Genomic DNA, 21,962 nt, shown 5'->3' on the forward strand with positions numbered 1-21,962 from the left:
CGTGCCGGGACGGCGGACACCCACAAGATTCGGCGAACACTATGAGTCCGGGCACAGACCGGGCTGCGAGACTCGGGGCCGAGGTCTGCGTCCCGGTTCCCCCAGCCGGCTCTAGCCGGCTTCGCCTTGTCAGCCCGGGGCTTGAGCCCCGGGCACGCGCCGACCGCGTACTCCCACGAATTCAGCAAGTTCCATAACCCCTGGGAACGCTCACCCCCGGGCGTATGCCGTTACGCCGCTCGCGCGTCAGTCTGCCTCGGCGGTGGCGGGGACCAGCGATGCTTCCTCTTCGGCCAGCTTGGCCGGGGAGCGCTGCGCGATCGGGTCGAGCCGGCGGGTGACCAGGATGGTGATGCTGGCGAAGACGCAGGCGATCATGAATGGGATCTGGTAGCCGGTGAAGTTCAGGATGAACCCCGCCGTGATCGGCACGATCACCGCGGCGGCATGCTGCAGGGTCAGGCCGGTCGCCAGCGACGGGGCCACATCCGCGACCGGGGCGATCTTGCGCAGGTAGGTCGCCGCTCCTACGGCTGACAGCGGGAAGATGAGCGAGTAGATCAGGTAGCAGGCGGCCGCGATGTAGAGGTTGTCGACCAGGGCGTAGCCGAGGAGCGCGGCGATGTAGGCCAAGTTGATCGCGCCGAGCACCTCGCGCTCACCCCGGAGGTCGATCATGCGCCCGATCCAGGGGCCGACCACCATCGAGGCCAGGCTCACCACGACCAGGAGCGCGCTCACACCGGGCACCGAGAGCCCGTAGTGGTTCACCAGCACCCACAGCCCGAAGGAGAAGAAGATCTGCTGCCGCGCTCCATCGAGCAGGCTCAGGTAATAGTAGAAGCGGTACGCGCGGCGAATGACGATGGGCTCGCGGCGTGGCCGGTGGGGTACCTCGTGCCCGTCGCGCAGGTTCGGGATGCCGAACGCCGCGATAGCCCCGATCAGTGCCAGGGCCCCGGCGATGAGGAATGCGCCGTTGAACGAGATCCACCCTTGACGGAAGGTAACCAGCACCAGGAGCATCGCCGCCAGTGAGCCGGCGCTGTTGATGGCCGACATCCGCCCCAGCACGATCCCCGCGCGGTCGGCCGTCGTCAGGCTCATGCCCAGCGCGTGCTGGGTCTGGAGCACCGTGTGGTACCCCATCGAGGAGATGATGACCCACGGGGTGACGGTCCAGAACGAATTCGAGACGCCGAAGAGCCCGTAGCCGATCGCCAGGAGCACCAGCGCCCCGGCGGTCAGGCGCGGGATAGACATGCGGTAGAACAGCGCGGTCAGGAAGATGAGAAGGAAGCCGGGGATCTCACGGATCGCCGTGATGTAGCCGAATTGCGGCCCGGCGAGGCCCAGAACATCCTCGAAGTAGTTCGTGACCACGTTCTGCTGCATGGCCATCGCCATGCCGAAGCACGCCGTCATGGTCGCCAGCAGCAGGAAGCCGCGCCGCGCGGCCGGACTGGCCGTCTCGACCCATCTGTGGAGCATCTCAACTCCTGATCGTCATACGTCATGCATCATACGTCACACGTGTTCCGTGCTCCGCGTTGCGTGGGAGCACCATACCCTGCGGTCTCACCATGGCACCGCTTGACATGAACGGGACACGGAACACGCAACACGTATGACGCATGACGCATGACGTATCACGCATCACGCCTCACTCCCGCTTGGCGGCCTGCAGGCTTTGCTCCGTGGGCAGCAGCAGGCAGAGCGGGATCGCGATGAGCGCCAGAACTACTTGCAGGCGCATCGCCATCTGGATCCCGAGCGCGTCGGCGACGGCGCCGGTGATCGGGACACCGATTGCGCCGGTGACAAAGCCGAGACCCAGGATCAACCCGGATGCAATTCCTGCTCGACCGAGCATAAGCTGCTGCGCCATCACGAGCAAGAGCGGTGCGGTGGAGGCCGCCAACAGGCCGACCAGGGCGCCGGTGACGAACGCAATCGGCCCGGTGAACTGTGCAAAGAGGAGCACGGTGGGAACCGTCAGGACCAGCGAACCGAGGATCACCGCCCGCCGGCCATAGCGGTCGGCGAGGTTGCCCGAGCCGATCGTGCCCACGGCGCTGCACAGGGTGATGACGGTCGCCAGGGCGCCGTAGAAGCCCTTGGAGTAGCCCAGGGACTCATACCAGGTCGGCACGTACGCCTGGATACTGCTCATGCTCCAGGAGCGCGCCATCATGACCAGGATCACGGCGGTCATGGCAAGCTTGGGGATCGGGGCCGGTTTCACCCGGGCGTGGCCGGCGCGAACTGCGGGCCGGACCGCGATCGCCCGCATCTCGTAGAGCAGCCAGGCGGCGATCACCGTCCCGGGGATGAGCATGACTGAGACGCCGCGCAGTTCGAACAGCGCGAGCAGGCCGACGCCGATCAGGGGGCCGAGCGCGAAGCCGATTGTCCCGCCGGAGGCGTAGACCGACATCGCCGCGTTTCGCTTCCGGTCGGGAATGACCGCGTTCGCGTTGAGCGCGCCGAACGGGTGGAAGGCGCCCGAGCCGAGACCTGCCAGTCCGGCCAGGGTCAGGATCAGCGGGAAGGACGGCGCGATGCCGATCCCGGCGAACGTCACGGCCGTCCAGCACAGCGCAAAACCGATGAGGCGCGTGCCGAACCGGTCGGCCAGGTACCCGAAGAGCGGTTGCGACACGGAGCCTACGCCGCTGTAGGCCAAGCTCACCAGGCCGACCGTCTTCAGGTCCAGGCCGAAGCGTGAGGCCAGCAAGGGGAACAAGACAGGGAGCAGGCCGGCATACAGGTCGATGGTAAAGTGGCCCAGGGCCAGGGTGATGAGGGGGCGGTTGCGCAGTATGCTCGTCGCTTCCGCGGGAACCGCCTGGGTCTCCGCCAAGGATGCGTCTCCGAATTCTTCCGCGCGAAACAGTGCCGGCACGGTCCTGTGAACTTGCACGTCGGACCCGCCAGCCGTGCAACGGTACCGGCAGTGCCCGGCGGCGTCAAGACGGTGGGGCAACGGCTCCACCTCGCGCCGGATCGTGGAACACTTAGGGACGGCCCGCCGCGAGCGGCGCGGTGCTACAGGGAGCAGACGGACGATGGAGAACAGCATGGCAGACGAAAAGCAGGCCGAGCGACTGACGGTGACACTCACCGACATCGCCTACCAGGGCCCGGCAGTGGGTCGTGTCGACGGCCGCGTGGTCTTCGCGGACTTCGGCATCCCGGGCGAGGAGGTCGTGGTCGAGATCGACAAGAGCCGGCGCCAGTACACCTCGGGCAAAGTCGTGGAGGTGCTCAAGCCCGCGCCGGAACGAGTCACGCCGCCCTGCCCGTACTTCGGCGCCTGCGGCGGCTGTCAGTGGCAGCACATCGCCTACGAGAAGCAACTCGAGTTCAAGCAGCACATCGTCCGTGAGCAACTACGGCGCATCGGCAAGTTCGATGACCCTCCGGTGTCACCGACCGTGCCATGCAGCAAGCCCTACGGGTACCGCAACAATGCCCGCTTCTCCACCTCGCGCCAGGGTGACCTCGGCTTCATCACCCGCCCAGGCACCGGGTACCGTTTCCAGCGCATCGACCGGTGCCTGATTATGGTCCCGCAGATCAACGAGGTGCTGGCCAAGCTGCAGGGGACCGGTGCCGGCCAGCACCAGGTCGTGATCCGCTACGGGGAGAACACCGGCGAGATGCTGATCCAGCCCGACCTGCGCCATCGCCAGCCGGAGGTGGAGTCGGGCCAGAAGTATTTCCACGAGGCGCTGCTGGGGAAGCGTTTCCGCATCTCGGGCCCGTCCTTCTTTCAGACCAACACCGAGCAGGCCGAGCGGCTGGTGGAGCTGGTCCGGGAGCGGCTGGCATTGACCGGCAGCGAGGTCGTGGTCGACGCCTACGCCGGGGTCGGCACGTTCGCGATCCTGCTGGCCCCGGAGGCACGCCGGGTGATCGCCATCGAGGAGTCGCCCTCGGCCGTGGCAGACGCACAGCCCAACCTGGAAGGCATCTCGAACGTCGAGTACGTGACCGGCAAGGTCGAGCGGGTGCTGCCGCGGCTGGAGGTACAGGCGGACGCGATCATCCTCGACCCGCCGAGGGCGGGCTGTCATCCGCGGGCGTTGGAAGCGGTGCTGGAGCTGCACCCGCAAAAGCTGGTCTACGTCTCGTGCGATCCCTCGACGCTCGCCCGCGACCTGCGCATCCTGGTGGACGGTGGCTATCGCCTGTTGGACGTGACGCCGGTGGATATGTTCCCGCAGACCTACCATATCGAGTGCGTCGCGGCGCTGGAGCGAGCATGAGCACGCCGCCCCTGATCCTGGCTTCGGCGTCGCCCCGGCGCCGTGAACTGCTGGGGCGTTTGGGGGTGCCGTTCGAAGTCGCCCCGGCCGACGTGGATGAGAACGTGGGCAAGCCGGGAATGCGCCCTGAGCGCGTGGCCCGCGCGCTGGCCCGGCGGAAGGCCCTGGCAGTGGCAGCGCAGCGGCCGGGCGCGGCCGTGCTGGCGGCCGACACGGTCGTGGCTCTGCGCGGACGCTTGCTCGGGAAGCCCGCCGACGCCGCGGAAGCCTGGGCCATGCTCCGCACGCTCCGGGGGCGGCAGCATCGGGTCGTCACCGGCGTGGCGCTCGCGACAGGGGGACGTGTTCGGGTCCGACACGTGGTGACGACGGTCCACATGCGCTCCTACAGCGACGACGAGATCGCCGCCTCGATCGCGGCCGGCACCCCGTTCGACAAGGCCGGAGCGTATGCCATCCAGGATCCTGTCTTCCGGCCAGTCGCGTGCCACGACGGCTGCTACTGCAACGTCGTCGGGCTGCCGCTGGCACCGGTGATCGAGCTGCTGGCCGGGGTCGGCATCCAGGTGCCGCGCGCTGACCCGGGAGACCTCCTGCCGGCATGCACGCGCTGCCCGCTCTTCCCATGCGCGCCGCTGGACACGGGCGCGAGCCGGTGACCCGCGTCCGGTACCAGCCTGGTGGGGGCATCGCCGGCCAGGCAAGGCCTTAGGCGCGGCGACGCCCCATGGTTGGGGGGTTGTGCTACGTGGGTTCGGTGTGGGGATGCTCTTCGATGGTCCCGCGCCAGCCACCGGTCTCGCGGCCGCGCCGCTCGATGAAGTCCTTGAAGCGCTCCAGATCGCCCTGGACCCGGCGCTCCATGAAGCCGAGCGCGTCCCCGATGCGCTCCTTGAGCCCCTCCGGCTCGTAGCCGAGCTGCAGCGTCACCCGGGTCGTGTCCTCGTCGATGTAGTGGAACGTCACGACTCCGGCGTTCTCGTCGCCCGCGACGCTGTGCCAGGCGATACGCTGATCGGGGACCTGCTCAACGATCCGCGCTTGCCACTCCTGCTCGGTGCCCCCGACCTCGGCGCGCCAGTGCAGGTGCTGGTCGTCGATCTGCCGCACCTCTTTGACGCCCTCCATGAACTGGGGGAACTCCTCGAACTGGGTCCACTGGTTGTACGCGGTGCTGAGCGGGACGTTGACTTCGATGGACTTCGTAACGGTCGCCATGGTCACCTCCCTCGGTAGGTCGAACCGTGTTGTCCGGGTGACGCAAGGCCCAGGCCACCGGCCACTGTTTACGTCAGCCGCAAGCCTTCCTATACTGACGCGGAGCGCAGGTCATCACCGTGCGAGTACGCGCCGGGTCATCGCGCCCCGACTGCTGCGGCGTCGCGTCGCGCCCGGAGGTGGATGGCCACGACCACCAAGGGGGGACGGCGTGCGAGCAGACCTCCAGACACCTGTAACCAGCCGCGAGAATCGCCCCCTGCGGCAGAACGCCGGGTTCGGCATCGCATACGGGGCGCTGCTGGTGCTGGGACACACTCTGATCCACCCGGTCATCGTCCTGGCCCTCTACGTCAGCCTGATCAGCGACTCCTACCTGCTGGTCGGGCTCGTACCCGCGCTGGCGACCGGAGTGGCGGTCCTCCCGCTCCTCTTCGGTGCCGGGTCCAGACCGGGGCGGGCAGGCGGGCGTGCGACGGGTGTCTGGGCCGGCATCATCCGCGCGGCCGCGATCGGGCTCCTCGGAGCAGCCGGTTTCGCGCTCGGGGATGGAAAACCGCAGGCGCTGCTCCTCACCTTCTTCATCACCTACGCGGTTTACAACCTGGCATCCGGGTTCGCCAACACGCCGATGGTCGACATCACGGCACATTTCATATCGGCCGACCGTCTGAGCCGCGTGCTCGGTCAGCGCACCGTCTGGGGCGCCGTCATGGGTGTTGTGGTCGGGTACACCATCGCGCGGCTCCTCGGGGACGGCGAGGACGCCCCGGCGACCATGGCGATCCTCTTCCTGCTGGCTTTCGTCGCGCTCAGCCTGGCGGCCTACGTCGCCGCCATGGTGCGGGAGCCCCATCGCGGCGACGGTCACGTCACCAGCCTGGGCCACCCGCTCAGCGAGGCGCCGCACCTGCTCGACAACGACTACTTCCGCCGCTTCCTCGCCTTTCGGGCGTTCCTGTCGCTTTCCGCGATCGCCGACCCGTTCTACGTTGTGTTCGCCTACCGGCAGTTGGGGGTTCCGATCGACCTGATCGGCCTCTACGTCGCGGCCCTGACAGTCGGACGCTTCGCGGCGAACCTGATCTGGGAACCGCTGGCGGCGCGTCGGGGCAACCGGCTGGTACTCCAGATGTCGGCGCTGCTGCGCATGACGATCCCGCTGCTGGTGCTGGCACTCCCGCCGCTGCTGCGTTGGTCGGTCATCGCCGACCGGGGGCTGATGGACGGGCGTACCCTTGCCTACGCCTTCACACTCGTCTTCGTGGTGTACGGGGTCTCGCTGAGCGGGCAGGCGCTGGCGAACATGGCCTACCTGCTGGACATCGCGCCGGAGGCGGAGCGGCCGGCGTACAGCGCATTACTCAACGCCGTGTTGGCCGTGGTCGCCTTCGTCCCGCTGGTCGGAGGGCTGCTCCTCGAACGCTTCGGCTTCCAGTTCCTTTTTCTGGTCGCCTTCCTCATCGGGTTTGCGGCCGTGCTCTCCAGTGGCGCGCTGCACGAGCCGCGCTTCCTTCGTCCCACACCCCTGCTCAGCCGCTATGACCTGCTGACGCGTTCCCGGCGCGCGCGGGGGTAGGGGCACCGGGAAACCATCGTCAGATTGACGGCTCGCGGTCGGCCAACGCCACCATGGCCGCCACGCATCCGGCCACCAGCGCCGCCGGGAGCGCCTGCGTCACGGCCGAGCCGACCGCCGCGCCGAGTCCCAGGGCCAGCCCGATCGCCAGCATCATCACGCCGCACGCCACGCCGCCCGCGATCCCCACTGCCTGACTCGTCCGCATCGCTGCCTCCTCGAACGCCTGTGCCGAACATGCGTGCCGAACATATGTACGTACACAGAATAGAACGGGCGTTCGTGTCTGTCAAGGGGGTACGGCGTATGCGATCTATCGTGTCCGGGGCTCGCACAAATATCCCACCATCGGTGTCCCGTGCCGGCGGCGAACTTGATAGAATGGGCCGCAGCACGATCCGTGGGGGAGGGCATGCATCCACTCGATCGCTTGCGCGAGACGCGCCTACTGCCCGTTGTGGTCGGATTGGTGCTCCTCGCGCTGGGCTTGTTCCTACTCCGTGTCGCGCACATCCTCCCGCCGTTCATGTGGGCGGCGGTCACTGCCTATTTGCTCCACCCCGTCGTGAATCGCGTGCAGCAGGCATTGCGCCTTCCGCGCGCCGTGGCCATCGTCGTGGTCTTCGTGCTGATCAGCGGGATCCTGGGGGTGGTTGGCGTGCGGGTCGTCCCGACGCTCTACGAGCAGGTTCGCTCCCTGATCGCGTCACTCCCCAGCCTGATCGACACCGCCCGGCAGGAACTGGTCCGCAACGAACGGATCTCAATCGGCGGCCTGACGATCGACACCGCCGCGATCAACGCGCAGATTGACGAGCTGACGAAGGAAGTCGCGGCCCGCTTCAGCCGCGAGGCGCCTTCCCTCGTCCTGCAAACGGTCGGCTTCCTGATTCACCTACTCGTCTACCTGCTCGCCACCTACTACTTCCTGCTCCAGGGCAGCCGGCTGGTGCAGCGTATGTCCAGCCTGCTCCCGCCACGGCACCATCAGACCTTCGAGCGGGTTAGCGGCCAGGTCAACGCCACCTTCGGGGCTTACATCCGGGCGCAGGTGATCCTCTTTGCGATCATGTCGGTCATGACCTTCATCGCGCTGAGCGTCCTCAAGATGCAGTACGCCTTGGCGCTCGCCATTGCCACCGGTGCGCTCGAATTGATCCCCATCATCGGCCCCTGGACCGCGGGCGCGATCGCGGTGACGGTGGCCCTCTCGCAGGGCAGCACCCCCTTCGGCTGGACGCCGATGCAGCTCGCCGCCGTGGTGGGCCTCACCTATCTGGTCCTCCGGATGCTGGAGGACCACTTCGTCATCCCGCAGCTCGTCGGGCGGATCGTTCGCCTCCACCCGCTGATGGTGATCTTCGGGGTACTGGCCGGGGCGTCGATCGGCGGTGCGCTCGGTCTCGTGCTCGCCGTGCCGCTCCTGGCGGCGACGAAGTTGATCGTGCTGGCGGTGCTGGAGGAGTTGCGGCACCCGCCGGCGCGCCACGTGGTCGCGCTGCGCGAGCCGGGTGATCTCCACAGCTTCACCCAGAACCTGGGACGCTACGACCGCCAGCATGTGGTCTTGCTCATCGCGAGTGACGCGCTCACGATGGAGGATCTGTCGGAGATGCAGTGGCTCGCGGCCGAGGCGCTGCGCCGCGACATCCTGCTCCAGGTCGTCACGCCCGATCAAGTCGCGGCGAGCATTGCCACCGCGGCCGGGATCGAGGTCGTCACCAGCGCACGGCTGCAGGAGGAAGCAGGAACATCAGCCCCCGAGCCCAGCCCCCCGGTGCAGACCAAACAGATGCTCGCGAGCGAAGAGCGGGTCTAACCCGCGGCGCGTTCGTCAGGCCGCGCCCGCCAGGGCGTCCATCACGTTCCACTTGGCCGGATCGCCGCGGTACTCGGTACGCTGCGCCAGGGAACTGTCAACCAGCGCCTTCACGTCGAGCGGTTCCTCGGCAGCCTCGGCTTCCTCAATGGTGGCGTGCGTCGTCGGGTGGCGCGGCACGAAGACGGTGCAGCAGTCGTCGTCGGGCACCCGCGAGATCGGCTCGGTCCCGATGCGCTTGGCCTCGACCAGGATCTCTTCCTTGTCGAATCCGATCAGCGGCCGGAGGATCGGGAGCGTGACTGCGGCGCTGATGGCCCGCAGGTTGTCCAGCGTCTGGGAACTGACCTGCCCCAGGCTCTCGCCGGTAACGATGGCCTTGGCACCCTCCCGCTCGGCGATGGTCTCCGCGATCCGCATCATCAGCCGCCGGTAGAGGACGACCCGGATCTCCGGGTCGGTGGCGATCGCGATCTGCTGCTGCGCCTGCCCGATGGGCACGATCACCAGGCGCGTGCCGGGCTGGTGGCGTCCCAGGTGCTGCGCCAGCTCGACCACTTTCTCAATCGACGTGGAGCGGACGAACGGGTAGGCGTGGCAGTGGACCAGCGTCACCTCGCAGCCGCGCTTCATCATCCGGTACGCGGCGACGGGCGAGTCGAACCCGCCGGACATCAACACCACGACGCGTCCGCTGGCGCCCACGGGGAGCCCACCCGCCCCCGGGATCGTCTCGCTGCTGACGTAGGCGGCATCGTGCAGCACCTCGACGCGGTAGGTACGATCCGGCCGGCGCAGGTCGACCGGGGCACCGGTCCGCCCTTGAATGTAGGCGCCGAGATCGCGCTCGATCTCGGGAGAGATCAGCGGGTAGTCCTTATTGGAGCGCTTGGCCCGCACCCGGAACGTGCCCGGCGGGGGGCCTTCCGCGTCCAGCAGCGCCCCGACCGCCTCGCGGATCTCCTCGATCGGGAGGCCCGCTTCCACCGTCAACGAGAAGTTGGCAACCCCGAACACCTGCGATAATCTTTCGCGGACATGGGACCATTCGGCTACGTCGTTCAACGTGATGAGGGCACGGCCGCTGCGGAGTTTCAGATCCTGGTACGGCACGCCCCGCAGCGCGTGCGTGAGGTTTCGACGCAACACGCGCATGAACCAGGGACGGTTGCGTCCCTTGAGGGCGACTTCATGGACTCGTACGACCACGACCGGCCGGATTTCAGGCACATTTTCCTCCTGAAGTCACTCCGCGCGACGTCGATCCGGACCGCTCCGCGGGGCGGAGGCGAGCCGCACCGAGCAGGGTCCCGTCCTGCCGACTATTCTACCAATCGGCCACTACACAGTCGGAAGCGAACGACCCGGCCGTCGTCCTGAACCCGTTCGCACGAGACCGGAACGGCACCTGGAAGGGGAAGGGCATGTCTCGGATTCTCGTCGTCGAGGACGAGCCGAATCTCGCGCAGGCACTGGGGGAGTACCTGAGCGAACTCGGCTACGTTGTCGAGATCGTTCCGGACGGCGAGCAGGCAGTCAGGCGCGCCACCGCCGCGCCTCCGGATCTGATCGTCATGGACCTGATGATGCCGCACCTCAACGGCGGTGAGGCTGCCCGCTTGCTGCGCCAGCACGCCCAGACGGCGTCGATCCCCATCATCGCCATCTCCGCCCTGGGCGATGCCGACGAACTCGCCTCGGTGCTGCCGATCGACGCGCTGCTCCACAAGCCGTTCGACCTGGACGAGCTGGGCGACGCCGTCACCACCCGTGTGCCTCCCCGCTTCGAAACCCCAGCCACCGCGCAACCCGGCGACGCCTAAACACCCTGCCCAACGAGCGCGGGCAGGCCGCCCCGCCCGGGCAGCGACCGTCCCGGCCGGGACTGATCGCTGCCGGAGTCGTCGGTCGCCGCACCGGGCGAGGATCGCCGGGGGCAGCGCACACGCCTGGACCATCCGGTGTGCACGGCGGCTGCCCGGCGCGCACACCTCAGGTGCGGATCCGCTCCCCCACGAGGCGGATGACCTCATCCTTTTCCGGGAATCGTCCGGATTGATGCTTGGAGAAGACCAGTTCGCCGTCGACGGTTATGTCGAATATCCCGCCGCTGCTTGGTTTGAGGGTGACCTCACTGAGGTGGGACTGGTAATGCGTCAGAATCGCTTCCACCGCACCGGTGGCTTTCGGGCGGTAGCCTCAACTCTGGCAGTACTCGATCACGACCCGATGGGGCATCGATGCCTCCTTCTCCTACCGACCACGGAACCCCAATTAGCCACCCCCCAACCGACGGGAGGCGCACCGCCTAATGTACCGTGGATCGGCCGCAGCCGGAAGCGCCGCGCGCCCCGCTCATGCTGGTGAATTTCGTCACGGGTGCTACCGATTCGCCACCAACATTGGGTATTCTTAGGCGCCGTGGCAACGAATCGCCAGGCAGCGTCGATCGAAGGAGCGGGTGCGGGAGCGATCAGTATGCGGGTGATGAAGTTTGGAGGGACGTCCGTCGGCAGCGGGGATGCGATCCGCCAGGTCGTCTCGATTCTCAGTGCGGCCCACAAGCCAGACGACCCCGTGATCGCGGTGGTTTCCGCGATGAGCGGCATTACCAACCTGCTGCTGGAGGCCGCGAATGACGCGGCGCAGGGCCGCCTGATCGAGACCTCCGACGTCCGCCATCGCCTGCTGGATCGGCACCTGGTGGCCGCGGCCGAGTTGATCCGCGACGCCGGGCTGCGGCAGGAAATCGCTACGTCGATGGCCGCGCTGACCGATCAGTGCCTGCGCCTGATCGAGTCGGTCCAGGTCCTGGGCGATCTCTCCCCACGGGTGACCGACTGGATCAGCTCCTTCGGCGAACGCATGAGCAGCCGGCTGGTGGCCGGCGTTCTCCGCGACCAGGGTACCCCAGCCGAAGCGGTCGATGCCGACCAGGTGATCATCACCGACGGCGTCTTCGGCGGCGCGTCCCCACTCTTCGACCAGACGCGCGAGGCGGCGGCCGCGCGCCTGCGGCCGCTGCTGGAGCAGGGTGTCCTCCCGGTCGTGACCGGTTTCTTCGGCGCCGACGTCAACGGGGTCACGACGACGCTCGGCCGTGGCGGCTCGGACTTCTCCGCGGCCATCATCGGCAGTGCGCTCGACGCCGATGAGATCATCATCTGGACCGATGTCAACGGCGTGATGACCGCCAACCCCAAGCTGGTCCCGGAGGCGCGCACGATCCCGGCCGTGACGTTCGCCGAGGCGACCGAGATGGCCTACTTCGGCGCGAACGTGATCCACCCGCGCACGATGCAACTCCCGGCCGAGCGCGGTATCCCGATCTGGATCCGGAACACCTTCGAACCCGAGCACCCCGGGACCCGCATCGGCCCGGAACCGGTTGAGAACGGCGTCGTCAAGGCGATCACCGCGATCCCGGGACTGTCCGCGATCACGGTCGAGGGCGCCGGGCTGCTAACCGTGGCCGGGGTGACGGCGCGGGTCTTCACCGCCGTGGCCGGTGCAGGCGTGAACGTCTTCATGATCTCCCAGGCGTCCTCGCAGAACAGCCTGAGCTTCGTCGTCCGCAGCGCCGACGCCGCGACGGCACTTCGCGTCCTCGAAGCGGAGTTCGAGCTGGACCTGCTGCGGGCGCGGCTCCTGCGCGTGTGGGAGGATCCGGACATCGCCATCGTGGCCGTGGTCGGCGCCGGGATGCGTGGTACGCCCGGCGTGGCGGGCCGGGTCTTCCAGACCCTCGGTGCCGAGGGGATCAACATCGTCGCCATTGCCCAGGGCTCGTCGGAGCTGAACATCTCCTGCGCTATCGCGGCTTCGGAGGTCGCACGCGCCGTCCCGGCGCTCCACCGCGCCTTCGGCCTCGGCGAGCAGCCTTCGTAGACCGTCCGGCCGCGGACGGCGGCGCGGGCGCGCCTGGCAACAGCAGAGGCGGGTGTCCGCCCCGCCTCACCTGCCCGACTCGTGTACGTGCTGCTGGGTGGATTGGCCCGATGCGCTAGCCTCGCCGGCCGGCTCCGAGCCCGACGTCGGCGTCGCGCGGACGGCGGCGGTGGGCACGCGGCCAGCGCACGGCCGGCGGCGTCATGCGGCGCACCACGCCGCGAGCCCGGCCCCGGTAGATCGGGGGCCAGAATGGGCGGGACGTCACCGGCGCCCCCACCGTGTCCACTGCGGCGCTGGCTCCCCCTCCCCGCGTCGGGCGCACCGTCGCTCCCCAGTCCCGCGGGGGCGGCACGTGCTCAACGACCGGGAGCTCTGCCGTCCCCGTCCCGACGGTGGGATCCACATTCCACTCCCGCCGCCGGCGGCGGATGGCGCGGAGGCTCGTGAGACTCCAGATGATCAGCGCGATCGGCAGGATGATGAACGCACCGATAAACAGCAGATCGCCGGGAGTCATCTCGTCTCCCTTCGCATGTCATCCTTCGAGCCCTGCCCTGCGCCGGGCTCGGCGGTGACCCGCCGGTGCGGCTGATAGTACCAAACATGCCTGGCGTGGCGCCGGTCTCCTCTGGAGTAGACTTCGAGGCAGCAGCGCACGCTGCGCGATTCCGCGCCGGGAGGAAGCCATGATCGGCTGGGCCATCTTCGTCATCGCGATCGCCGCCGCCCTCGGGCTGGGGGTGGAGCGGTTGATGGCGCGCCTCGGCGTCCGGCGGGCGGATCCCGGCTCCGCCCCACGCGGCATCCGGGAGGTTCTGGACCGGCTGCGCGCGTCCAGGCAGTGAGCGGCCCGCCGGCTCCCGGTTCAGGTCAACCCTGTCCGAAAGAACAGTGGCAAGACTCGCCGGTGGTCCGATGCGCCACGCGAACATTCCCGGTATCGTGGAATGCGTTGATTATTCCGTTGTGGGGTGACCGACCCCGGACGACAATGCCTGCGTTAGTAGTCAAGGGCATCGCGCGCCGGGACCGGCCGAGGCATGTGAGTAAGGAGGGCTGCCCGGATGCAGAACGTCGCGACGCCTTTGTCCAACGGCGTTGCCGTGGGCGCGGCTCGGACCGCCGTGATCGAGGCGCGGGGACTGGTCAAGCGCTACGGCGACTTCACCGCCGTCAACGGCGTCGACCTGACCGTGTACGAGGGCGAAATCTTCGGCATTCTTGGTCCGAACGGCGCCGGGAAGACCACCACCCTGGAGATGATCGAAGGGCTGCGCGAGCCCGACGGGGGGACGATCCAGGTGGCCGGCATCGACGCGGCGCGCGACCCGACCGCCGTCAAGCGGGCGATCGGTGTCCAGCTTCAGTCGACCGCGCTGTTCGACCATCTGACGGTGCGCGAGTTGATCGCCCTCTTCGCCGCGCTCTACGGCGCCGATACCTCAAAGGCAAAGGTCGATCGACTGATCGAACTGGTCAGCCTCCAGGAAAAGGCCAACGCCTACGCTAACGCCCTGTCGGGCGGGCAGCAGCAGCGGCTGTCGATCGCCCTCGCCATGGTGAACGACCCGCAGATCATCTTCCTCGATGAGCCGACGACCGGGCTCGACCCGGCAGCGCGGCGAAACCTGTGGGACGTCATTCGCACCGTGCGCGCCGGCGGCACGACCGTCGTGCTGACGACTCACTATATGGAGGAGGCCGAGGTCCTGTGCGACCGCGTCGCGGTCATGGACCAGGGCCGCATCATCGCCTGTGACACCCCGCGGCGCCTGATCGACCAGCTCAATCAGGCCGCGACGATCCGCGCGCGGATCGACAACGGCGCGGTGCCCGTCGAGACCTTCAAGTCCCTGCCCGGCGTCACGCACGTCGCCGCCGAGGATGGGTACGTCGAACTGCATAGCGAGGACATGCAGGTCACCATGAGTGCTCTCTTGGCGGCCGCCCGCGACGCCGGGTTGCGGCTCGACAACCTGAGCACGTCGAGCGCGACACTTGAAGACGTGTTCCTCGCACTTACCGGACGGAGTCTGCGCGAATGAAGGCCCTGCGCTACATGATCATTGCCAACCTGAAGATGACGGTGCGCAACCGCGCCGCGCTCTTCTGGTTGCTGGCCTTCCCCGTCATCTTTATCGTGCTCTTCGGTTACCTCATCGGGAGCGGCGACTTCAACGTGACCGTGGGCGTCGCCGGGGACGACATCAACCCCATGGTGGCCCAGGTCGTCGACCAGATGCGCGGCGTGGACGGCTTCACGGTGAACACTGGCTCGGAAGCCGACGAGATGGCCGCCCTGGACGAAGGCGACCGAGACCTCGTCGTCGTGTTTAGCCCGGGCGCGAACCCGGAGCAGGTGGCGGCGACGATCTATTACAACCAGAGCAACCCGCAGGAGTCGCAGATCGCCGTGGCCGCCATCCGCCAGTTCTTCAGCGAGGCGAACCAGGCGATGACCAATGCGCCGGAGCCGATCGTCGCCACCGTCCAGGGTGTGGACACCAAGGACATTCGCTACATCGACTTCCTGGTGCCGGGCATCCTCGCGATGTCGATCATGACCAGCGGGCTCATGGGGCTGTCATCCACCTTCGTGACCTATCGTGAGCGGGGCATCCTGCGCCGGATCAAGGCGACCCCGTTCTCGCTGTTGTCGTTCATCGGGGCGCGGATCTTCACCCAGGTGCTTATCGCCGTCGCGCAGGCCGTGATCGTCTTGACGATCGCCGTGCTGCTCTTCGACGTGAAGATCTCCGGCGACCTCATCTCGCTGCTCGTGATGATCGCGCTCGGTTCGCTGGCGTTCCTGGCCATCGGCTTCTTCGTCAGCGGGATCGCGCGCAATCAGGAGGTCGCGGACAGCGTGGCGAACGCGATTTCCTTCCCGATGATGTTCCTGGGCGGCGTGTTCTTCCCGATGGACCTGGCGCCCGCCTGGATGCAGCCGATCACGAAGATCATCCCGCTGACCTACTTCGCCAACGGCCTGCGCGACATCATGATCCAGGGCGATACGCTCGTCAGCGTCTGGACCAGCGTCCTGGTCATGCTCGTGACCGCGGCCATCGGCGTCGCCCTTTCGGTCCGCTTCTTCCGTTGGGAAGCGCAGTCGGTCTAGGGCGCGATTCGTCGGCGCAGGCCGTGTGCCGGCCCGACAGTGCTCGGTAACCACAGCCGCGCGGGGATTGACCCCGCGCGGCTGTGTTGTGTCTCGAAACACGTCCCGCAACGGCCGCCGCCTGAGTCGGCGCGCCGTCGCTACTGGGATCCCTCGCCGGAGGCGACCTGCGCCGCCCCGGCCGCCCCATCGGGTGCGGCGAAGGCGCGAACCTCGTCTGCGTAGCGGCGCAGGCGATCCTCCACAAGCCGGTGGACGGTCCCCTCGGGGTACTGACCGTCCGGACCGCGCTCGCCCGCCGGAACTCCGGTCAGGATCTCGATCCCCTCATCGACGGTGTGCACCGCCCACACGTGGAAGCGGCCCGCGCGCACAGCTTCGACCACCTCGTCGTCGAGCATGAGGTTCTTCACGTTTGCCGCGGGGATGATGACCCCCTGACGCCCGGTCAGCCCCTTCGCCTTGCAGACGGCGTAGAACCCTTCGATCTTCTGGTTGACCCCGCCGACCGCCTGCACCTCGCCGAACTGGTTCACTGAGCCGGTGACCGCGATCCCCTGCTCGAGGGGCAGGCCCGAGAGGGCCGACAGGAGCGCGTAGAGCTCCGTCGAGGAGGCGGAGTCGCCGTCGACGCCCTCGTACGACTGCTCGAAGGTGAGCGTCGCCGTGATCGCCAATGGCACGTGCTGGCCGTAGTGGCCGCGCAGGTAGCCGGAGAGGATCATGACACCCTTGGAGTGGATCGGCCCGGAGAGCTCAATCTCCCGCTCGATGCTCACGATGCTGCCGCGACCGGCGGATACGCGCGCGGTCACGCGGGAGGGCTTGCCGAAGGCGTAGTCGCCGAAGCTGAGGACCGCCAGGCCGTTGACCCTGGCCACGGCCTGTCCATCGACGTCGATCATGATCGTGCCGTCGGTGAGCAGCTCGCGGATGCGCTCCTCGACGAGGTTCGACCGATAGCGCCGTTTGCGGATCGCCTGAACGACGTCGTCGGCCTGGACGAATTCGTGCCCCGCCTTTTCCGCCCAGTAGCTCGCCTCTGACACGATATTCGCGATGTCGAGCAGACGGGCCGAGAGCTTACCCTGATGCTCCCGCTGGCGGGCGCCGTACTCGACCACGCGCGCCACCGCGCCCCGGTCGAAGTGGCGCAGCCCCCACTCGCGCACGCGCCGGCTGATGAACGCGGCGTAGTTCTGCACGTGGTCGTCGACCCAGTCCATGTCCGGGCTGAAGTCGGCGCGGACTTTGAACAGCTCCTGGAAGTCCTCGTCGACCTGGTAGAGGACGTGATAGACCTCGAGCGGCCCGATGAGAACCACCTTGACCGACAGCGGGATCGGCTCGGGCCGGAGGCGCGCCATCGGCACGGCGCTGTACTGCTCGCCCAGGTTCTCGATCTGGATCGACCGGGTCACGAGGGCGCGCTTCAGCGCATCCCAGGCGAAGGGCTCGCGCAACACCTCCACCACGTGGAGGACGAGAAAGCCGCCGTTCGCCCGGTGGAGCGCGCCGGGTCGGATCTGGCGGAAGTCGGTCACCATCGCGCCGAAGGTAGCCCGGTAGTCGATCCGCCCGATCAGGTTGTAATAGGAGGGGTTGCGTTCGATGACGACCGGCGCCCCCTCCAGGTCGCTGTTGTCGATCAGGACGTTGACCCGGTACCGGTTCAGGTCCGGCTGCGCCTGAGCCGGCTGGGGGATTGGCAATGGCACTGCCGGCTGCGGCGACTGCCGGAACATGTCGAGGTGTTCCGGCAAGTCGTTGCGCACGTTCTCCAGGTAGGTGACGACCTCGGGACAATCCTGGTAGCGATCCCGCATGTCGTCCAGCATCGGACCAACCACGAAGCTGACGACATCCCGGTCGAGCTTCCGAACCCGCTCAGCGGCTTCTTTCTCCAACTGCCGCACTTGCCGCAGCGCGCGGGAGACGTGCTCCTGAATCTCGGCGTCACGGTTGCGGATCTCCTGCTGCACCTCGGCGGGCAGGCGTTCGAACTCTTCGGAAGACAGCGGACGGCCCTGCACGACCGGAATACTCAGGATCCCGGTCGGGGTTGCCTCCAGCACGAAGCCACGGTTCGCGGCGAATTCGTTCATCTGGCGGAAGAGCTCCTCGCGCTGCTGGCCCAGTTCGGCCAGCGCGTCCCGCCGTCGCCGCTCATAGTCTTCACTCTCGAACGCGCGGGGGATCTCCTGCCGGGCCGTTGCGAGGAACTCGTCCATTTCGCGCGCGAACTGGACCCCGCGACCGGCCGGCAAGGGGATCGCGTTCGGGCGGTCAGCCTCGTCGAAGTTGTGGACGTAGACCCAGTCGGGCGGGGTGGGTCGCGTCCGGGCGTAGCGTCCCAGGTAATCCCGCACGGTCGTTTCACGCCCGGAGCCGGGCACGCCGGCCACGTACAGGTTGTACCCGTGGTTCTGCACATCGAGACCGAACTCGATGGCATCCAGCGCCCGCGGCTGCCCGATGGTTCCATTCAGCGGCTCGACCTCGGCGGTCGTCATGAACGGCAGGCTCGCCGGGTCAAGCCTGCGGCGCAGGCGTTCGGGAGCGACCGCCAGGCGTTCCCTGATGCTCTCCATCCTGACCCCTTCCGATGACGCGGTTGCGTCGTCCAGCTCGTGCGACGGCATTTTCCCATGTCAGCTATACACCAGGCGCCGAGTCCGCGCACGCCTGGAACACGTACGAACGTCACGCATCCGGTGTTTCCCGCTGGCTCTCGGCATCTCCGCACGGCGCGCCCTTGACGTGCCGGCGGGAATCGAGGACAACACTGGCCGGCGATCAGCATAAAGGCACCACGCGATCCATGAGAGGGAGGATGCGCAATGCCCGACGGTTACAGTGGACCGCTCGACCCTGCACTGCTTCAGGCGTTGGAGTGGCGACTCGTCGGACCGTACCGCGGCGGCCGGGTGGTGGCGGTCGCGGGTGACCCGCGCGACTTGGGCACCTTCTACTTCGGCTCCACCGGCGGCGGGGTCTGGAAGACGACCGACGGCGGGATGATCTGGGAGAACGTCTCCGACGGATACTTCCGCCGCGCCTCGGTCGGCGCCATCGCCGTCAGCGAGGCCGACCCGAACGTGATCTACGTCGGGATGGGTGAGGCCACCATCCGCGGCAACGTCTCGCACGGCGACGGCGTCTACCGCTCCACCGACGCCGGCCGAACCTGGCAACACCTCGGGCTGGCAGCGACCCGCAACATCGGCAAGGTGCGCATTCACCCTCACGACCCAGACACCGTCTTCGTCGCGGCGCTCGGCCATGCCCATGGGCCGAACCGTGAGCGCGGCGTCTTCCGCTCCCGCGACGGCGGCCGGACCTGGGAGCACGTGCTCTTCCGTTCGGAGAACGCGGGCGCCATCGACATCTCGATCGACCCGACCAACCCCCGCATCCTCTACGCCGCCTTCTGGGAAGCGATCCGCCGGCCGCACGAGCTGGTGAGCGGTGGACCCGGGAGCGGGCTGTTCCGCTCGACCGACGGCGGCGACACCTGGGAGGAGATCACCCGCAACCCCGGGTTGCCCCAGGGGCTGCTCGGCAAGATCGGCGTGGTCGCCTCGCCCGCGAAGCCGGGCCGGGTCTGGGCCATCATCGAGGCCGAGGACGGGGCGGTTTTCCGCTCCGACGACTACGGCGACACCTGGGTGCGCCTCAGTGAGGACGGCAACCTGCGCCAGCGGCCCTGGTACTACATGCACATCTACGCCGATCCCAAGGATCCGGACACGGTCTGGGTCCTCAACCTGGCTACCTGGAAGTCGATCGACGGCGGCAAGACCTTCTTCCAGGTGGCCGTGCCGCACGGGGACAACCACGACCTGTGGATCGACCCCAACAACCCGCAGCGGATGATCAACGGCAACGACGGCGGCGCCTGCGTCACGTTCAACGGCGGCATGACCTGGTCCACCCTCTACAACCAGCCAACGGCCGAGCTCTACCACGTCACGGTCGATACGCAGGTGCCGTACCGCATCTATGCCGCCCAGCAGGACAACACTACCATCAGCCTGCCCTCGCGCTCGGTGACGGCCGGGATCACGCGCGCCGACTACGAGGAAGTGGGCGGCGGGGAGTCTGGCTACATCGCCGTGCGCCCGGACGACCCCAACATCGTTTTCGCCGGCAGCTATGGCGGCTTCCTCACCCGCTACGACCGGCGCACCGGCCAGCGGCGCAACATCGCCGTGTGGCCCGAGGCGTCCCTGGGTTGGGGTGCGAAAGACCTCAAGTACCGGTTCCAGTGGACCTACCCGATCATTATCTCCCCGCACGACCCGAACGTGCTCTACGTCACCTCGAACGTCGTGCACCGCAGCACCGACGAAGGGGAGTCCTGGGAGGTCATCAGCCCGGATCTCACCCGCGACGACAAGGCGAAGCAGGAGCCATCCGGCGGCCCGATCACCAAGGATGTGACCGGCGCCGAGTACTACAACACCATCTTCGCCTTCGCTGAGTCGCCGCTGCAGAAAGGTCTCCTCTGGGCCGGCTCGGATGATGGGCTGATCCACGTCTCGCGGGACGGCGGGCAGACCTGGCACAACGTCACCCCGCCCGACCTGCCGGAGTGGGCACTGATCTCGATCATCGAGCCCTCGCCTCACGATCCGGCCGTGGCCTACGTCGCCGCGACGCGGTACAAGCTCGACGACTTCACGCCGTACCTCTACAAGACCACCGACTACGGGGCGACCTGGACCCGGATCACGGGCGGCATTCCCGAGGACGACTTCACCCGGGTCATTCGGGAGGATCCGAACCGGCGGGGCCTGCTCTACTGCGGCACCGAGACGGGCATCTACGTTTCGATCGACGACGGGATCCACTGGCAGCCGTTCCGCCAGAACCTGCCGGTGGTGCCGATCCACGACCTGGTCATCACCGGCACGAGCCTGGTCGTCGCCACGCACGGCCGGTCGATCTGGGTGCTGGACGATGTCAGCCCCCTCTATCACCTGCCCGCGACACTGGACGAGCCGGCGGCGCTGGTGCCACCGCAAACCACCATCCGGTTCTGGACCAACCGCGGCTTCGGCCACCGCGAGGCGGTCGGGAACAACTACTGGATGACCGGCGCGACGATGGTGACTTTCCGCCCGGAGGAGACGCCGGAGGGGGTCAAGACCGAACGGCTGCTCGATGCCGGGCAGAACCCGCCCGACGGCGTGATCGTCTACTACGCGCTCAAGGAGGAGCCGGAAGGCGAGGTCACGCTCACCTTCCTCGACGCCGAGGGCAACGAGATCCGCACCTTCTCCAGCAAGGCGCCCGAGCCCGCGGGAGACGGTCAGGATGAGGCGCCGAAGGATCCGTGCGTGCCGGCGAAGGCCGGGCTGAACCGCTTCGTCTGGGACATGCGCTATCCGGCACCGACACGCGTCGAGGGCTATGCTACACCCGAGGCCAAGGTGCCCGGCCCGCTGGCGAAGCCCGGGCGGTATCAGGTCCGCCTCACCGTGGGCGACCGCACCTGGACGGAGTCGTTCGAGATCGTGAAGGATCCGCGGGTGTCCGCCACGCAGGAGGACTTCGACGCCCAGTTCGCCCTGCTGATTCAAATTCGAGACAAGCTGTCGCAGACGCACGAGGCGGTCAACCGCATCCGCGCGATCAAGCGGCAGGTTGAGGACTGGGGGAAGCGCACTGCGGGGCTCCCGGTCCATGAGGAAGTGGAGCGCAGCGGCAAGACGGTAGCGGATCGGCTCTCCGCCATCGAGGAGGACCTGATCCAGGTCAAGGCCAAGGTGCGCGAGGACGCGCTGAACTACCCGCTGAAGCTCAACGCCAAGCTGGGCTCGCTGATGGGGGTCGTCGCCAGCGCCGACGCCCGGCCCACGCGGCAGGCGGTGGAGCTGTTCGCCGAGCTCTCGCGCCAGGTGGACGACTGCCTCGCCCGGCTCGACGAGGTGGTCCGAACCGATGTGGCCGCCTTCAACGGCGTGCTGCGGGACGCCGGGATCCCGCCGGTCGTGGCCTGAGCCCACCAGCGGCCCGCGACGATACGAGAGGGGGTGGGCACATGGCCCGCCCCCTCAC

Annotated in this window: 17 protein-coding genes and 1 pseudogene; 10 read left to right on the forward strand and 8 right to left on the reverse strand. The window is 67.8% G+C overall.

Going from position 1 to position 21,962, the window contains the following annotated elements; genetic code table 11:
• Positions 1-246: 246 nt before the first annotated feature.
• Both IRZ30_RS06930 and IRZ30_RS06935 read right to left on the reverse strand, forming a co-directional pair.
• On the reverse strand, positions 247-1,491 hold the full coding sequence (locus IRZ30_RS06930) for an MFS transporter (protein WP_294084166.1): 1,245 nt from the start codon (positions 1,489-1,491) through the stop codon (positions 247-249).
• Positions 1,492-1,663: 172 nt separating this feature from the next.
• Positions 1,664-2,863: an MFS transporter gene (locus IRZ30_RS06935; protein ID WP_294084167.1), complete on the reverse strand. Its 1,200-nt coding sequence runs from the start codon at positions 2,861-2,863 to the stop codon at positions 1,664-1,666.
• Between the two features lie 217 nt (positions 2,864-3,080).
• Between IRZ30_RS06935 and rlmD the strand changes: the two genes are divergently transcribed.
• Together rlmD and IRZ30_RS06945 are read left to right on the forward strand one after the other, a co-directional pair.
• Positions 3,081-4,271 carry a 23S rRNA (uracil(1939)-C(5))-methyltransferase RlmD gene (rlmD, locus tag IRZ30_RS06940; RefSeq protein WP_294084168.1) on the forward strand — a complete coding sequence of 397 codons (1,191 nt, stop codon included), beginning with the start codon at positions 3,081-3,083 and terminating at the stop codon, positions 4,269-4,271.
• Positions 4,268-4,930, forward strand: a complete 663-nt coding sequence (locus tag IRZ30_RS06945) for a nucleoside triphosphate pyrophosphatase (RefSeq protein WP_294084169.1) — start codon at positions 4,268-4,270, stop codon at positions 4,928-4,930. Before rlmD ends, IRZ30_RS06945 begins: the two co-directional genes overlap by 4 nt.
• 85 nt (positions 4,931-5,015) lie before the next feature.
• Here IRZ30_RS06945 and IRZ30_RS06950 read toward each other — a convergent pair whose 3' ends face one another.
• A complete protein-coding gene (locus IRZ30_RS06950; RefSeq protein WP_294084170.1) occupies positions 5,016-5,489 on the reverse strand; it encodes an SRPBCC family protein in 474 nt (157 codons plus the stop codon).
• Positions 5,490-5,700: 211 nt separating this feature from the next.
• On the opposite strand from IRZ30_RS06950, the gene IRZ30_RS06955 reads away from it, so the two are divergent.
• Positions 5,701-7,068: an MFS transporter gene (locus IRZ30_RS06955; RefSeq protein WP_294084171.1), complete on the forward strand. Its 1,368-nt coding sequence runs from the start codon at positions 5,701-5,703 to the stop codon at positions 7,066-7,068.
• A gap of 19 nt (positions 7,069-7,087) precedes the next feature.
• Here the strand turns inward: IRZ30_RS06955 and IRZ30_RS06960 are convergent, their stop codons facing one another.
• Positions 7,088-7,276, reverse strand: coding sequence for a hypothetical protein (locus IRZ30_RS06960; RefSeq protein ID WP_294084172.1), 189 nt, complete (start codon positions 7,274-7,276; stop codon positions 7,088-7,090).
• A gap of 204 nt (positions 7,277-7,480) precedes the next feature.
• On the opposite strand from IRZ30_RS06960, the gene IRZ30_RS06965 reads away from it, so the two are divergent.
• Positions 7,481-8,887: an AI-2E family transporter gene (locus IRZ30_RS06965; protein WP_294084173.1), complete on the forward strand. Its 1,407-nt coding sequence runs from the start codon at positions 7,481-7,483 to the stop codon at positions 8,885-8,887.
• A 15-nt stretch (positions 8,888-8,902) separates the two neighbouring features.
• Here IRZ30_RS06965 and thiI read toward each other — a convergent pair whose 3' ends face one another.
• On the reverse strand, positions 8,903-10,117 hold the full coding sequence (gene thiI, locus IRZ30_RS06970; protein WP_294084174.1) for a tRNA uracil 4-sulfurtransferase ThiI: 1,215 nt from the start codon (positions 10,115-10,117) through the stop codon (positions 8,903-8,905).
• A gap of 194 nt (positions 10,118-10,311) precedes the next feature.
• Between thiI and IRZ30_RS06975 the strand changes: the two genes are divergently transcribed.
• Positions 10,312-10,710, forward strand: coding sequence for a response regulator (locus tag IRZ30_RS06975; RefSeq protein ID WP_294084175.1), 399 nt, complete (start codon positions 10,312-10,314; stop codon positions 10,708-10,710).
• A gap of 169 nt (positions 10,711-10,879) precedes the next feature.
• Here IRZ30_RS06975 and IRZ30_RS06980 read toward each other — a convergent pair.
• Positions 10,880-11,074, reverse strand: a pseudogene (locus IRZ30_RS06980) (Rdx family protein); the annotation flags it as partial.
• A 291-nt stretch (positions 11,075-11,365) separates the two neighbouring features.
• Here IRZ30_RS06980 and IRZ30_RS06985 point away from each other — a divergent pair.
• On the forward strand, positions 11,366-12,775 hold the full coding sequence (locus IRZ30_RS06985; RefSeq protein ID WP_294084176.1) for an aspartate kinase: 1,410 nt from the start codon (positions 11,366-11,368) through the stop codon (positions 12,773-12,775).
• Between the two features lie 115 nt (positions 12,776-12,890).
• Here the strand turns inward: IRZ30_RS06985 and IRZ30_RS06990 are convergent, their stop codons facing one another.
• The gene (locus IRZ30_RS06990; RefSeq protein ID WP_294084177.1) at positions 12,891-13,295 is read right to left on the reverse strand and encodes a hypothetical protein; all 405 of its coding nucleotides are present in this window, start codon (positions 13,293-13,295) and stop codon (positions 12,891-12,893) included.
• A gap of 169 nt (positions 13,296-13,464) precedes the next feature.
• Between IRZ30_RS06990 and IRZ30_RS06995 the strand changes: the two genes are divergently transcribed.
• The 3 genes from IRZ30_RS06995 (at position 13,465) to IRZ30_RS07005 (ending at position 15,899) form a co-directional block, all read left to right on the forward strand.
• Entirely contained in the window at positions 13,465-13,623 is a 159-nt protein-coding gene (locus IRZ30_RS06995; protein WP_294084178.1) for a hypothetical protein, read from the forward strand.
• Positions 13,624-13,842: 219 nt separating this feature from the next.
• A complete protein-coding gene (locus tag IRZ30_RS07000; RefSeq protein WP_294084179.1) occupies positions 13,843-14,823 on the forward strand; it encodes an ABC transporter ATP-binding protein in 981 nt (326 codons plus the stop codon).
• A complete protein-coding gene (locus tag IRZ30_RS07005; RefSeq protein ID WP_294084180.1) occupies positions 14,820-15,899 on the forward strand; it encodes an ABC transporter permease in 1,080 nt (359 codons plus the stop codon). Before IRZ30_RS07000 ends, IRZ30_RS07005 begins: the two co-directional genes overlap by 4 nt.
• 140 nt (positions 15,900-16,039) lie before the next feature.
• On the opposite strand, the gene IRZ30_RS07010 is transcribed toward IRZ30_RS07005, so the two are convergent.
• A complete protein-coding gene (locus IRZ30_RS07010; protein ID WP_294084181.1) occupies positions 16,040-18,490 on the reverse strand; it encodes a Lon protease family protein in 2,451 nt (816 codons plus the stop codon).
• 249 nt (positions 18,491-18,739) lie between these two features.
• Between IRZ30_RS07010 and IRZ30_RS07015 the strand changes: the two genes are divergently transcribed.
• Entirely contained in the window at positions 18,740-21,904 is a 3,165-nt protein-coding gene (locus tag IRZ30_RS07015; RefSeq protein ID WP_294084182.1) for a glycosyl hydrolase, read from the forward strand.
• Positions 21,905-21,962: the final 58 nt, after the last annotated feature.

The sequence above is a fragment of the Sphaerobacter sp. genome (genome assembly GCF_019683595.1).
Lineage (GTDB): Bacteria > Chloroflexota > Chloroflexia > Thermomicrobiales > Thermomicrobiaceae > Sphaerobacter.

Bases quoted from the DNA above. Each gene is read 5' to 3' on its own strand.
- IRZ30_RS06930 (WP_294084166.1), bottom strand. From the start codon at position 1,491: ATGCTCCACAGATGGGTCGAGACGGCCAGTCCGGCCGCGCGGCGCGGC.
- rlmD (WP_294084168.1), top strand. From the start codon at position 3,081: ATGGCAGACGAAAAGCAGGCCGAGCGACTGACGGTGACACTCACCGAC.
- IRZ30_RS06945 (WP_294084169.1), top strand. From the start codon at position 4,268: ATGAGCACGCCGCCCCTGATCCTGGCTTCGGCGTCGCCCCGGCGCCGT.
- IRZ30_RS06950 (WP_294084170.1), bottom strand. From the start codon at position 5,489: ATGGCGACCGTTACGAAGTCCATCGAAGTCAACGTCCCGCTCAGCACC.
- IRZ30_RS06960 (WP_294084172.1), bottom strand. From the start codon at position 7,276: ATGCGGACGAGTCAGGCAGTGGGGATCGCGGGCGGCGTGGCGTGCGGC.
- IRZ30_RS06965 (WP_294084173.1), top strand. From the start codon at position 7,481: ATGCATCCACTCGATCGCTTGCGCGAGACGCGCCTACTGCCCGTTGTG.
- IRZ30_RS06975 (WP_294084175.1), top strand. From the start codon at position 10,312: ATGTCTCGGATTCTCGTCGTCGAGGACGAGCCGAATCTCGCGCAGGCA.
- IRZ30_RS06985 (WP_294084176.1), top strand. From the start codon at position 11,366: ATGCGGGTGATGAAGTTTGGAGGGACGTCCGTCGGCAGCGGGGATGCG.
- IRZ30_RS06990 (WP_294084177.1), bottom strand. From the start codon at position 13,295: ATGACTCCCGGCGATCTGCTGTTTATCGGTGCGTTCATCATCCTGCCG.
- IRZ30_RS06995 (WP_294084178.1), top strand. From the start codon at position 13,465: ATGATCGGCTGGGCCATCTTCGTCATCGCGATCGCCGCCGCCCTCGGG.
- IRZ30_RS07000 (WP_294084179.1), top strand. From the start codon at position 13,843: ATGCAGAACGTCGCGACGCCTTTGTCCAACGGCGTTGCCGTGGGCGCG.
- IRZ30_RS07005 (WP_294084180.1), top strand. From the start codon at position 14,820: ATGAAGGCCCTGCGCTACATGATCATTGCCAACCTGAAGATGACGGTG.
- IRZ30_RS07010 (WP_294084181.1), bottom strand. From the start codon at position 18,490: ATGGAGAGCATCAGGGAACGCCTGGCGGTCGCTCCCGAACGCCTGCGC.
- IRZ30_RS07015 (WP_294084182.1), top strand. From the start codon at position 18,740: ATGCCCGACGGTTACAGTGGACCGCTCGACCCTGCACTGCTTCAGGCG.